Source organism: Acidocella sp. C78 (assembly GCF_907164655.1).
In genome coordinates this window covers 1-13,296 of sequence record NZ_CAJQZK010000013.1, presented here as the reverse complement: position 1 = coordinate 13,296, position 13,296 = coordinate 1, and the positions used below count along the sequence as shown (strand labels likewise).

Here is a 13,296-nt window from a genome sequence, read left to right as displayed (position 1 = left end):
GAGATCTTGAAACGTGCGCTGGACATCCAGATTTCTGCCGTCGAACAAACATTCATGCGCCAAGGCGGGCGCGGAAAGGCGGCGGGCGCGTGACGGGACGATCGGAGGCTGCCGCATGAGGCTGTTTCGCCTCGCCTCAGCCGCCCTGCTGCCGCTGGGTCTTGCCGGGTGCGCCGTCGGCCCGGCGTTTCACCCGCCGAAAACCCCGGTTCCGGCCCGGTTCGCCGCGGCGGCGGAGGCCAAACCGGCCTGGCCGAAACCGGGATGGTGGCGCCAGTTCGGTTCCCCGGAACTCGACCGGCTGGTGGCGGCGGCGAAGGCGCATAACTTCACCGTAATCGAGGCGATCGACCAGCTCGAGGCTGCCAACGCGCAGGCGCAGATCGCCGGCGCGCCGCTGCTGCCGGCGATCACGGCCAGCGGCAACGGATCGTTTCAGCAGGCGCAGACGAGCACCCAGGCCGGGCTGCGGACGGTGGATACGCGCAGCTTCACCGCGACCTTCCAGGCCTCCTACCAGCTCGATTTCTGGGGCAGGAACGATGACGCGCTGCGCGCGGCGCAGGCGAACGCGGCGGCGGCGGCATTCAACGCGGCGACGGTGGCGCTGACCGCCGAGGCGTCGGTCGCCACCGTCTATTTCCAGGTGCTGGCGTATGAGGACCAGCTTGGCATCGCCCAGCGCAACCTCAAGGCCGCCGAGGGGCTGCTGGCGCAGCTACGGGCGGAATTGAAGGCCGGCATCGTCGATGCGCCGAGCGTGGCGCAGCAGGCCGCGCTGGTCGCATCCGAGCGGGCGAACATTCCCAACCTCGTCTCGCAGCTGCGCCAGGAAGCGATCGGCCTTGGGATTCTCACCGGGCAGGCGCCAGAATTCCTCCGCGTCCATGGCGGCTCGCTCGGCGCGCTGCGCGTCCCGGCACTGGCGCCGGGGCTGCCGGCGGGCCTGCTGACGCGGCGGCCTGACATCGCGGCGGCGGAGGCCACGCTGATCGCCGCCAATGCCAATGTCCGCGGCGCGATCGCCGCGTTCTTTCCGTCGATCACGCTGACCGGCTCGGGCGGCTGGCAGAGCAAGGCGCTGAACCTGCTTTTCGCCCCCGGCTCGACGCTGATTTCGGCGGCCACCTCGATCGCCCAGCCGATTTTCGAGGGCGGCGCGCTGAGCGGACAGTTGCGGGTGAGCCGGGCGACCTATCGGGAAGATGTCGCGAAATACGAGCAGGCGGTGGTGCAGGCGTTCACCGATGTCGAGACCGCGATGACGGCGCTGCGCTACGCGACCGCGCAGGAAGCGTTGCAGCTTGTCGCCGTCGCCCGCGCCCGCGCGGCGCTGGACGGCGCTCAGGCGCAGCTCAGGGCCGGCGTGGTCGATATCGGGACGGTGCTGAACGCCGAGCAGACCCTGCTGTCGGACGAGACGACGCTGGTGACGGCGCGGCTGACCCGGCTCGATGCCGCGGTCAATCTTTACAAGGCGATGGGCGGCGGCTGGACGGCCGGTGCCGGCAAGGATCACTGACGATGGCGAAACGGCGCGGACGGATCATTTTCGGACTGGTGGCGCTCGCCCTGGCCGGCGCGGTGGCGTATCGGCTCGCGCACCGGGCGAAACCTCAGCGCCGCTTTGCCGCGACCGCGATCCCGGTGAAGGTGGCCAAGGCGACACGGCAGAACGTGCCGGTATATCTCGACGCGCTCGGCACCGTCGTCGCCTATCACACGGTGACGGTGCAGCCGATGATCACCGGCCCGCTCACCCGCATCCTGTTCACCCCGGGCCAGTTCGTGAAGACAGGTGACGTGCTGGCGGAGATCGACCCCGCACCCTATCGCGCGTCCCTCGACCAGGCGGAGGCGAAGCTCGCGCAGGACAAGGCGAGCCTGGCCAACGCGGAACAGCAGGCGCGGCAATACGCTTCGCTGGTCAGACAGAACTACACCTCGAAACTGCAGGCGGCGACGGCGCTTGCCACCGCCGCCGAGGACCGCGCGCTGGTCAAGCAGGACGAGGCCAGCATCGAGACCGACCGGATCAATCTCGGCTACACGCGGATCACCGCGCCGATTTCCGGGCGCACCGGAATCCTCCAGGTGAATGCCGGCAACATCGTCGGCCCCAACACGACCGGCGGCATCGTGGTGATCAACACGCTGCAGCCGATCTCGGTGCAGTTCAGCCTGCCGCAGCAGGACCTGCCGCAGATCGTCGGCGCGATGAAGCGCGGCAAGGTCGACCTGCTCGCGACCGAGGAAGGCGACCCGCAGACCGCGAAGGTGCTCGACCGCGGCACCCTCGCCGTGCTCGACAACACGGTGAACGCCAGCACCGGCACGCTGACGCTCAAGGGCACGTTCGCCAATCCCGATCTCACGCTCTGGCCGGGCGCTTATGTGAATGTCCGCACGCTGGTGCGGACGATCGGCGATGCGGTGACGGTGCCGCCGGTCGCGGTGCAGCAGGGGCCCGGGGGCAGCTTCGTGTTTCTCGTGAAACATCCGGCCAAACCCGGCGGCGCCTTCACCGTGGTGGACCGGACGGTGACGCTGGGCGTGCAGACGGCGAGCGATGTCGTCATCACCAGCGGACTGGCCCCCGGTGACGAGGTGGTGACCGAGGGCAATTCGCGCCTCAAGGGCGGATCGGCGATCAAGATCGTCACGGATACCGCCGGCAAGCCGTGAACATTTCCGCCCCGTTCATCGCCCGGCCGGTCGCGACGTCGCTGCTCGCGATCGCGTTGTTGCTGATCGGCGCGCTGGGGTATCGGGCGCTGCCGGTCTCCTCGCTGCCGCAGGTGGATTTTCCGACCATCCAGGTGGTCACGAAACTTCCCGGCGCCTCGCCGGACACCGCGTCGAAACTGCTGACCGCACCGCTGGAGCGGCAGTTCGGGCAGATCGCCGGGCTGGCGGCGATGAGCTCGATCTCGAGCCAGGGGACCAGCGCGATCACGCTGCGCTTCGACCTTTCGATGCCGATGACAACGGCGGCGCAGGACGTGCAGGCCGCGATCAACGCCGCCTCGGGCACACTGCCGCCGAACCTGCAATATCCGCCGACCTATTCCGAGGTGAACCCGGCGGACGCGCCGATCCTGACGCTGGCGCTGACCTCGCGCACGCTGCCGCTCGATGCGATTGCCGATGCGGCGCAGACCCGCCTGGTGCCCAAGCTCTCGCAGGTGAAGGGCGTGGGCAAGGTGACGGTCGAGGGCGGGCTGACCAGGGCGATCCGCATCGACGTGAACCCCGCCCGGCTCGCCGCCTATGGCGTGTCGCTCGAGGATGTGCGCAACGCCATCGCCAATGCCAACCAGTCCGGCGCCAAGGGCGCGCTGGATGGGCACAATCAGGCCTACACGATCGGCGCCAACGACCAGATCACGGTGCCGGCGCAGTATCGCGGCCTGATCATCGCCTATCGCAAGGGCGCGCCGGTGCGGCTTGCGGCGGTGGGGACGGTCGGCTCGGGCCTCGAGAACGACCTGCAAAGCGCCAGCTATGACGGCACGCCGGCGGTGGTGATCGACATCCAGCGTCAGCCGGGGCGAACATCGTCAGCACGGTGGCGGATGTGCGGGCGGCGCTGGCGGGGCTGCGCGCGGCGATGCCGCCGGGGATCGATGTGAAGATCGCCGCCGACCGGACGGGGACGATCCGCGCCTCGGTGCGCGATGTGCAGATCACGCTGATCACCGCAGCGCTGCTCGTGGTGCTGGTGATCTTCCTGTTCCTGCCCAATCCGCGCGCGGTGCTGGTGCCGGCGGTGGCGCTGCCGCTCTCGATCATCGCGACCTTCGCGGTGATGAACGAGCTTGGCTTCCAGCTCGACAATCTTTCGCTGATGGCGCTCACCGTGGCCTCGGGCTTCGTGGTCGACGACGCGATCGTGATGATCGAGAACATCGTCCGCTTCATCGAGCAGGGGGAATCGCCGCTGCGGGCCGCCTATCTCGGCAGCGCGCAGATCGGCTTCACCATCGTCTCGCTCACCGTGTCGCTGGTTGCCGTGTTCATTCCGCTGCTGTTCATGCCCGGGGTGATCGGCCGGCTGTTCTCGGAATTCGCGGTGACGCTGTCGATCGCGGTGGTGATTTCGGCGGTGGTGTCACTCACGCTGACGCCGATGATGAGCGCGCGGCTGCTGCGCGGCGCCGAGGCCTCGCAGCCGGGGCGGATCGCGCGCGCGGCGGAGGCGGCGCTGGCGGGGCTGCGGGAGCGCTACCGCGCCGGCCTCGCGTGGAGCCTGCGTCACCAGCGGCTGATGCTCGCGACGTTCGGGGTGACGGTGGTGGCGACCGGCATCCTGTTCGCGATCATTCCCAAGGCCTTGCTGCCGCAGGAGGATACCGGCGCGATCGTCGCCGTGACCGAGGGGGCGCAGAGCATTTCGCTCGCCGCGATGACCCGGCTGCAGGACCGCGCGATCCGCGCGATCCGCGCCGATCCGGCGGTCTCCGGCGTCACCTCGCTGCTCGGCTCCGGCCTGGCCAATCCGACGCCGAATACCGGCCGGCTCGGCATCACGCTCAAGCCGATCGGCCAGCGCGCCGCGATCGGCGCGGTGATGGCACGCTTGCAGGCGCGGCTTGCCGGGATTGCGGGGCTGCACGCCTACATGCAGCCGGTGCAGGACATCACGCTCACCTCGCGGGTCTCGCCCACGCAATATCAATACACGCTCACCGATGCCGACCAGGCGGAGCTTGACGCCTGGGCGCCGAAGATCCGCGCCGCCCTCGCCGCGCTGCCGCAGCTCACCGATCTTGCGAGCAACCAGCAGAACGAGGGGCTGGAGACCTATATCGACGTCAACCGGACCGCGGCGGCGCGGCTCGGCATTTCGATGGCGACGATCGAGGCGACGCTCTACGACGCGTACGGCCAGCGACAGGTCAGCACGATCTATGAGCAGAACGCGCAATATCGCGTCGTGCTCGGGGTCGATCCCGCCTATGCGCGCTCGCCGCAGGCGCTGGCCAGCCTTTACGTGCCGACCGGCAGCCTTTCGACCAGCACATCGACCGCGTCGCTCGGCCCCGGCGGGTCGGTGAGCGGAACCGGCACCACGACCACGGGGGCTGCCGGCAGCGCCGGCACGAGCGTTGCCGGCGAGGTGCCGCTGCTGGAGGTGGCGAAGATCGACCAGCGCTACGGCCCGCTCGCGATCACAAGGGAAGACCAGTTCCCCTCGGTCACGCTCAGCTTCAACCTCGCGAAGGGCGCGTCGCTCGGCACGGCCGAGGCGGCGATCGGCCGGGCGGAGCGGAACCTCGGCGTGCCGGATACGGTGAGCGGCCAGTTTTCGGGGGCGGCGGCCGCGTTCGAGACCTCGCTCGCGCAGGAGCCGTGGCTGATTTTCGCGGCGCTGCTCGTCATCTACATCGTGCTCGGCGTGCTTTATGAAAGCACGATCCATCCGGTGACGATCCTGTCCACCCTGCCCTCGGCCGGGATCGGCGCGCTGCTCGCGCTGATGCTGTTCGGCGCCGATTTCACCCTGGTGGCGCTGGTCGGCATCGTGCTGCTGATGGGCATCGTGAAGAAGAACGGCATCATCATGGTCGATTTCGCGATCGAGGCCGAGCGCACGCGGGGGGTGAGCCCGGAGGCGGCGATCACCGAGGCGGCGATCCTGCGGTTCCGCCCGATCATGATGACGACGATGGCGGCCCTGCTCGGCGCGGTGCCGCTGGTGCTGGAGGGCGGCGCAGGGGCGGAGCTGCGCGCGCCGCTCGGCATCACCATCATCGGCGGGTTGCTGGTCAGCCAGTTGCTCACACTGTTCACCACCCCGGTGATCTATCTCGCGATGGACCGGCTGCGGCCGGCGCGGCGGGAAGCGCCAGCGGCGCAACCCGGCCCGGCGGACTAGGCGGTGAACGTCTCCTCGGTCTTCATCCGGCGGCCGATCGGCACGACGCTGCTCGCCCTCGGCATCCTGATCGCGGGTATCCTGTCCTATCTGAGGCTGCCGGTGGCACCGGTGCCGAGCATTCCGATTCCGGCCATCGTCGTTTTCGCCTCCGACCCGGGGGCCTCGCCGGCGGTGATGGCGAGCACCGTCGCGGCACCGCTGGAACACGCGCTCGGCACGATTCCGGGGCTGAACGACATCCGCTCGCAGAACTCGGTGGGGTCGACATCGGTGGTGGTGCTGTTCAATCCGGGACCGGATATCAGCGTCTATGCCCATGCGGTGCAGGCCGCGATCAACGCCGCCCTGCCCAACCTGCCCTCCTCGATGCCGCGGCGGCCCTATTACAAGGAATTCAACCCGGCCTCGCGCCCGGTGATGACGCTCGCGCTCACCTCGGAGACGATGAGCCTCGGGCAGATCTACAACGTTGCCGACACGGTGCTGGACCAGCGGCTGGCGCAGGTGCCGGGGTGGCGCAGGTCGGCATTTATGGCGGCGGGTCGCCGGCGGTGCGGATCCGGCTGCATCCGCAGGCGCTCGCCGCCGCCGGGCTGACCGGCGCCGATGTCTACAACGCGGTGCGCAGCGCCAATGCCACGCAACCGCTCGGCGTCATCGAGGGGCCGCACCGGGCCTGGACGCTGGTGGCCAACGGCCAGATCTCGGCCGCCGCGCAATATCGCGACATCGTGCTGAAATCGGCATCCGGCGCGCTGCTGCGCCTGTCAGATGTCGCCTCGGTCATCGATGGGGTCGCCAATACCCAGCTTTCCGCAACGGCGAATGGCAGGCCGGCGATCACCATCGAGATCACCAAGACCGCCGATGCGAATATCATCCGCACGGTGGAGGGGATCCGGAAACTGCTGCCGGACATCCGCACCTGGCTGCCGCCCTCGGTGAAGCTCTCGATCCTGAACGACCGCACGACGACGATCCGCGCCAGTGTCGCCGACATCCAGATCACGCTGCTCATCACCATTCTGCTGGTGCTGGTGGTGGTGACGCTGTTCATGCGCCGGCTGACCCCGACGATCGCCGCCGGCATCACCGTGCCGCTCTCGCTGGCCGGAACCGTGGCGGCGATGTGGGCGCTCGGCTTCACGCTCGACAATTTCTCGCTGCTCGCGCTGACCGTCTGCGTCGGCTTCGTGGTCGACGATGCGATCGTGATGATCGAGAACATCGTCACCCAGCACGAGCGGGGGCTGAGCGGCATCGAGGCCGCGCTGGTGGGGGCGCGGCAGATCGGCTTCACCGTCGTCTCGATCACCGCATCGCTCGTGGTCGTGTTCCTGCCGCTGACGCTGATGGGCGGCATCATCGGCGACCTGTTCTACGAATTCGCGATAACGCTTTCGATCGCGATCCTGATTTCGGGCGCGATCTCGCTGACGGTGACGCCGATGATCTGCGGGCGGTTCATGGGGCGGACGCCGAAAGCGGGGCGGGATTCGCGGCCGGCCCGCGCGATCGACCGGCTCTATCGCCGCAGCCTCGATGCCTATGCAAGCAGCCTCGACTGGGCGCTCGCGCATCGCTGGCTGATGCTGGCGAGCTTCGCGCTCACCGTGGCGCTCACCGTGTTTCTCTACATCAAGGTGCCCAAGGCGTTCATTCCCGAGCAGGATTCGGGGCTGATCATCGGCCATACGATCGCGCCGTCCGACGTGTCGTTCTCGCGGATGAAGCGGCTGGAGGGGCGCGTGGTCGCGACCATTCTCGCCAATCCGGCGGTCGAGGCGGTCAGCTCGCGGATCGGCGTGGCCAACGGATTTTCCACCGCCAACCGGGGCCACATGTTCATCCAGCTCAAGCCGCTGTCGCAGCGCAGCGCCTCGGCGCAGCAGGTAATGACGCAGCTGCAGGCGCGGCTGTCGCAAATTCCCGGCATCTCGACGACCATGTTCGTGGGGCAGGACCTGTTTTTCGGCGGCCAGTCGAATGGCGGGGAATACAGTTTCTCGATCGTCGATCCCTCGCTCGCGGGGCTGGCCGATGTCACCGCCGAGATCGAGCGCAAGCTGCGCACGCTGAAGCAGATCGGCAATGTCTCGACCGACCAGGACAAGGCGCAGACGCAGATCACCGTCGAGATCGACCGCAAGGCGGCGGCGCGGCTCGGCGTCTCGATCGCGGCGATCGACGACGCCTTGCAGAACGCCTTCGCGCAACGGCAGATTTCACGGATCTACGAGGCGCAGAACCAGTATTCCGTGGTCCTGAAAGTGCCGGAGGGGCTCGATCGCTCACCCTTGGATCTGCAGCACGTCTATGTTGCCGGCACCGGCGGGCCGGTGCCGATCGCCGCCGTCGCGCGTCTGGTGCGGGCGACGGCACCGCTCTCCGTCACCCATCTCGACGGGCTGCCCGCAGGGACGATCAGCTTCAACGTCGCCAAGGGGCCGCGCTCGGCCAGGCGATCGCGGCGGTGAAACAGGCGATCGCGGAGCTGCCGCTGCCGGCCGCGGTGAAGATCAGCTTCGGCGGCAATGCGCGCTATTTCCTGCAATCGCTGAGCGCCGAGCCGCTGCTCATTCTCGCCGCGCTGGTGGCGATCTATATCGTGCTCGGCGTGCTCTATGAGAGCCTGGTGCAGCCGCTGACGATCCTCTCGACGCTGCCCTCCGCCGGCGTCGGCGCGCTGCTGGCGCTGCTGCTCACCGGCACGCCGCTCTCGGTCATCGGCATCATCGGTATTTTCCTGCTGATGGGGATCGTCAAGAAGAACGGCATCCTGCTGGTGGATTTCGCGCTGAACGCCGAGCGCGCGCACGGCATGACGCCGGCCGAGGCGATCCGCGCCGCCTGCCTCGAACGCTTCCGGCCGATCATGATGACAACGCTGGCCGCCGCCCTCGGCGCCCTGCCGCTGGCCTTCGCGGTCGGCACCGGCGAGCAGTTGCGCCGGCCGCTGGGCATCGCGGTGATCGGCGGGCTGATCGTCTGCCAGGCGCTGACGCTCTACACCACGCCGGTGATCTATCTCGCGGTCACCGGGTTCGGCCGGCGCCGGGCGCGGCGGCTGGCGACCATGCCGGCGGAATGAGGCATGATCAGCCGGCGATCTGCATCTCCCGCGCCTGTTCGAGCGGCCAGCGCGGCCGGCAGCGCACGGCGAGCGGGTCGGCCCCCTGCCCTGCGCGCAGGCGCTCGATCGCCGCCCAGGCGACCATGACCGCATTGTCGGTGCACAGGCGCAGCGGCGGCGCGGCGAGCGGCAGGCCGGCTTCGGCGGCGACGCTGGCCAGCGCGGCGCGCACCGCCTTGTTGGCGGCGACCCCGCCGGCGACGACGACCGCCGTCGCGCCCGGCAGCATGGCGAGGGCGTGGCGCAGCCGGTCGGCCAGGGCGGCGACGACCGCATTCTGGAAGGCGCGGGCGAGATCGGCGGCGAAATCATGCGGCAATCCGCCGTCCGGCTGGCGGGCGACGAGCTGGGCTACGGCGGTCTTGAGGCCGGAGAAGGAAAAGTCGCAGCCCTGGCGGCCCAGCATGGGGCGCGGCAGGCTGAACTGCCCATCCCGCCCCTCGGCGGCGAGGCGCTCCAGCGCGGGGCCTCCGGGATAGGGCAGGCCGAGAAGTTTCGCCACCTTGTCGAACGCTTCGCCAGCGGCATCGTCAAGCGTGGTGCCGAGCCGGCGGTAGCGCCCCACCCCCTCGACCGCGATCAGCGCGGTGTGCCCGCCGGAGACGAGCAGCAGCAGATAGGGGAACTCCGGCGCGGCGGCGCCCGCATCCGGCAGGCGCGCGGTGAGCGCATGGGCTTCGAGATGATTGACCGCAAGAAAGGGCACGCCGGCGGCCAGCGCCATGCCGCGCGCGGTGTTGGCGCCGACGATGAGGCCGCCGATCAGGCCGGGCCCGGCGGTTGCAGCGATCGCGGCGAGGCCGGACGGCGCGGCGCCGGATGCGGCCAGCGCGCGACGGACCATGTCCGGCAAGAGGGCGAGGTGCGCGCGGGCGGCGATTTCCGGCACCACGCCGCCGAAGGGGGCATGATCGGCGATCTGGCTGGCGACGAATTCGGCGCGGATCCGCCCCGCGCCGTCGAGCACGGCGCAGGCAGTCTCGTCGCACGAGCTTTCGATCCCGAGAACCAGGGAGTCGGGGCCGAACCCCGCGAAACTTGCGGCTTTTCTTTCCATCCCGTTCCTTTTAAGCAGAGGAGATGCACCAGGAAAGCTCGTCGGGCGGCAAGGTCGCCCCCCATTCCGGCCGCCGGCTGCCCCTGCGGGTTGGCACGCGCGGATCGCCGCTCGCCGTCCGGCAGACGGACATGTTCCTCGCCGCGCTGCGCGAGATCTGCCCCGCGCTCGGATTCGCGCCGGACGCCTTCGCCCCCGAGATCATCAGCACGACGGGCGACCGGGTGACCGACCGCCCGCTCGCCGAGATCGGCGGCAAGGGGTTGTTCGCCAAGGAAATCCACGAGGCGCTGCTGGACGGACGAATCGATTTCGCTGTGCACAGCCTGAAGGATCTGGAAACCACCCTGCCCGATGGCATCATCCTCGCCTGCACGATGAAGCGCGAGGACGCGCGGGATGCGCTGATCCTCGCCGACGGGCTCGGCGCGGCGAACGCGGGCGACATCTGGGCGAGCCTGCCGAAGGGCGCGCGGGTCGGCACCTCGTCGGTGCGGCGGCAGGCGCAGCTGCTGCATGCCCGGCCCGACCTGCAGATCGGCCTGCTGCGCGGCAATGTCCGCACCCGGCTGGATGCGGCGCGCAACGGCACGTTCGATGCGACGCTTCTCGCCCTCGCCGGGCTGCGGCGTCTCGGCTTCGAGGAGGAAGTCAGTGCCGCGGTCGACCCGGACGCGATGGTGCCGGCCGCTTGCCAGGGAATCGTTGGCATCACCGTTCGCGCCGCGGATACGCGGCTCGCCGAGCTGCTCGCCGCGATCGAGAATCACGAGGCGAAGGCGGTTTCCAAGGCGGAGCGTGCGCTGCTCGCCGCGCTCGACGGCTCCTGCCGGACGCCGATCGGCGGATATGCGCGGCTGCTGCCGGATGGCAACCTGCATCTGACCGGACTCACGGCGCGGCCGGATGGCAGCTTCCTGCTCAAGCGCAGCGAGGTGGCGAACGCCGCCGACGCGGTGCGGCTGGGGGCGGAACTCGGCGCCTCGCTGCGGCGCGACAGCCCGGCCGACATCTTTCTTGACTGAAACGGGCGCAACCGATCCGCTCACCATATTGGTGACCCGCCCCGAACCGGGCGGCAGCGCCACCGCCGCCGCCCTGCGCGCGGCCGGGCATGTTCCGGTTCTCGCCCCCTGTCTCGAGATCGAGGCGCTGCCGGCAGCGCTGCCGGCGGTGATGGACGCCATCGTCGTTGCCAGCGCCCAGGCGCTGCCGGGATTGCCGCCAGCCCTGCGCGCCGTGAAGCTCTTCGCGGTAGGCGATGCCACCGCCGCGCGGGCGCGGGCCGCCGGGTTCATCTCGGTCGCCAGCGCCGCGGGAACGGCGCGGGATCTCGCGGCGCTGGTGGGCGCGCGGCTCGCGTCCGGCGCGCGGCTGCTGCTGGCCTGCGGCGCGGGGCACAGCACGGATCTCGCCGCCGACCTGCGCCGCCGCGGCTTCCGGGTGACGCGCCGCGTGGTCTATCGCTCGCGCCCGGCCCGGGAACTCGACGCGGCGGCGCGGGCGGCGCTGGAGGCCGGCGACGTCGACCGGGTGATGGTATTTTCGCCCGCGAGCGCGCGCAGTTTTGCAACCCTCGTCACCGCGGCCGGGCTCGACGGGGCGCTGGCCGGCGCGGTTGCCGTGGCGATCAGCCCGGCGGCGGCGGCCCCGCTCTCCCGCCTGCCGTTTCGCGAGATCCGCAGCGCGGTTTCGCCCGATCAGGATCACATGTTACCCTTGTTGCCATGAGCGAGCACGACCCGAATCACACCCCGCCCGAGTCCTCCGCCACCGCCGATCCGGCACCAGCCCCGGCGCCCGAGCCGCAGGCCGCCGAACCCGCTGCCACACCGGATGCGGCAGGCGCGTCCCGGCACCGGCGCAAGGCGATCGGCCTCGTGGCGGTCGCGATCCTGTTGCTTGCGGGCGGCGAGCTCTTCCTGTTCCGCGCCCAGCTCGGCGCGGCGGGACAATCGGCCCGGATCGACCAGCTCTCGACCCGGCTCGGCGCGCTGCGCGACCGCGTCGCGGCGCTGGAGCAGAAACTCGCCAGCGTTGCCACGGCGGCAGACAAGCCGGCGCCCGCCGCACCCGCCCCGGCCCTGCCCGCCGATCTCGCGGCACGGATCGGCAGGATCGAAACCAGCATCGCGGCGCTGTCGACCACCACCCTCGCCGATCATGCGGCGGTGACGCGGCTTCGCCAGCAGAGCGGCGACCTGCCGGCGCTGGTGACGAAGGCGAAAACCCTCGCCCTGATCGCGCAGGCCAGCCTGAACCTGCAGAACGGTCTGCCGCTTGGCGAGATTCCCGGCGCGCCGGCGGCCCTTGCGGTTTATGCCGCGGCGAAGCCGCCGACGCTTGCCGGGCTGAAGGCGAGCTTTGCGACCTATGCCGTGGCGGCGGCGCGCGAAGCGGGCGACGCGACGGCGCAGGGCGGCTTCTGGCAGCAGGCGACCGCGCGGGTGGAAAGCCTCGTGACCTTGCGGCATGGCGACAAGGTGCTGGTCGGCAGCCTGGCGGAGGGCATTCTCGGCAAGGCGCGCGCGGCGCTGGCGCGGGACGATCTCGGCGCCGCGGTGAACGACCTCGCGAAGCTGCCGCCCAAGGCCGCATCGGCCATGAAGCCCTGGACGAATGAGGCGACCGGGTTGATCGCGGCACGGGCGGCGCTGGCCGCGATGGCGGAGAAAGCCTGATGCTGCGCGCCTTCCGCTTCGGCCTTGTGGCGATCGTCCTGCTCGGCATCACCTGGTATCTCGCCAGCCTGCAGGGGCAGGTTACGGTGGAGATCGGCAGCTATGCCGCCAGCGCGTCGACGCCGGTGGCGATCCTGCTGCTGGCGCTTCTGGTCGCCGTGGCAATTCTGGCGCTGGGCCTGCTGCGCGGTGCGCTCGGCCTGCCCCGGCGCGTGGCGGCAAGACGCGGACGCGCGCGGCGTGATGCCGCCGACGCCGCCTCGCTGCGCGCACTCGCCGCGCTCGCCGCCGGCGATATCGGCGCGGCTTCTGGCCATGCGCGAACGGCGCGGCGCCACGCGCCCGATGCGCCATTGCCGCTTTACGTGAGCGCCGAAACGGCGCGGCAGAGCGGTGATGCGACGACGGCGGAGGCGCTCTTCGCTGACCTCGCCAAGCATGGCGACGCGGGGTTTCTCGGCTGGCGCGGCCTGCTGAGCGCGCGGCCGCTGCCGCAGGACGATCAGGATGGGCTCGCACTTGCCGCCGAGCGGGCGCGCAAGGC

At 70.2% G+C, this 13,296-nt stretch carries 7 protein-coding genes and 2 pseudogenes; 8 read left to right on the top strand and 1 reads right to left on the bottom strand.

All coding sequences use genetic code 11. The annotated features are described in order from the left end of the window. Positions 1–115: 115 nt before the first annotated feature. The 4 genes and pseudogenes from ACIDOCELLA78_RS000000105235 to ACIDOCELLA78_RS000000105220 all read left to right on the top strand — a co-directional run bounded on the left by ACIDOCELLA78_RS000000105235 (position 116) and on the right by ACIDOCELLA78_RS000000105220 (position 8,972). On the top strand, positions 116–1,522 hold the full coding sequence (locus ACIDOCELLA78_RS000000105235; protein ID WP_201728688.1) for an efflux transporter outer membrane subunit: 1,407 nt from the start codon (positions 116–118) through the stop codon (positions 1,520–1,522). Between the two features lie 2 nt (positions 1,523–1,524). Beyond that, positions 1,525–2,685: an efflux RND transporter periplasmic adaptor subunit gene (locus ACIDOCELLA78_RS000000105230; protein WP_201728687.1), complete on the top strand. Its 1,161-nt coding sequence runs from the start codon at positions 1,525–1,527 to the stop codon at positions 2,683–2,685. Continuing rightward, a pseudogene (locus ACIDOCELLA78_RS000000105225) lies at positions 2,682–5,878 on the top strand (efflux RND transporter permease subunit). The gene ACIDOCELLA78_RS000000105230 and the pseudogene ACIDOCELLA78_RS000000105225 overlap by 4 nt, the downstream one beginning before the upstream one ends. Before the next feature lie 3 nt (positions 5,879–5,881). After that, positions 5,882–8,972: pseudogene (locus ACIDOCELLA78_RS000000105220) on the top strand (efflux RND transporter permease subunit). 7 nt (positions 8,973–8,979) lie between these two features. On the opposite strand, the gene tsaD reads toward ACIDOCELLA78_RS000000105220, so the two are convergent. Next, positions 8,980–10,071: a tRNA (adenosine(37)-N6)-threonylcarbamoyltransferase complex transferase subunit TsaD gene (tsaD, locus tag ACIDOCELLA78_RS000000105215; RefSeq protein WP_201728686.1), complete on the bottom strand. Its 1,092-nt coding sequence runs from the start codon at positions 10,069–10,071 to the stop codon at positions 8,980–8,982. Positions 10,072–10,094: 23 nt separating this feature from the next. Here tsaD and hemC point away from each other — a divergent pair, with 23 nt between their 5' ends. The 4 genes from hemC to ACIDOCELLA78_RS000000105195 form a co-directional block, all read left to right on the top strand. Then, positions 10,095–11,096 (top strand): hydroxymethylbilane synthase, encoded by a 1,002-nt coding sequence (hemC, locus tag ACIDOCELLA78_RS000000105210; protein WP_201728685.1) that lies wholly within the window; start codon positions 10,095–10,097, stop codon positions 11,094–11,096. Beyond that, a complete protein-coding gene (locus ACIDOCELLA78_RS000000105205) occupies positions 11,089–11,802 on the top strand; it encodes a uroporphyrinogen-III synthase (protein WP_201728684.1) in 714 nt (237 codons plus the stop codon). The genes hemC and ACIDOCELLA78_RS000000105205 overlap by 8 nt, the downstream gene beginning before the upstream one ends. Further along, positions 11,799–12,752 carry a hypothetical protein gene (locus ACIDOCELLA78_RS000000105200; protein ID WP_201728683.1) on the top strand — a complete coding sequence of 318 codons (954 nt, stop codon included), beginning with the start codon at positions 11,799–11,801 and terminating at the stop codon, positions 12,750–12,752. The genes ACIDOCELLA78_RS000000105205 and ACIDOCELLA78_RS000000105200 overlap by 4 nt, the downstream gene beginning before the upstream one ends. Continuing rightward, positions 12,752–13,296: heme biosynthesis HemY N-terminal domain-containing protein (locus tag ACIDOCELLA78_RS000000105195; RefSeq protein ID WP_283770832.1), on the top strand; the 545-nt coding region annotated here is incomplete at its 3' end. The genes ACIDOCELLA78_RS000000105200 and ACIDOCELLA78_RS000000105195, both read left to right, overlap by 1 nt.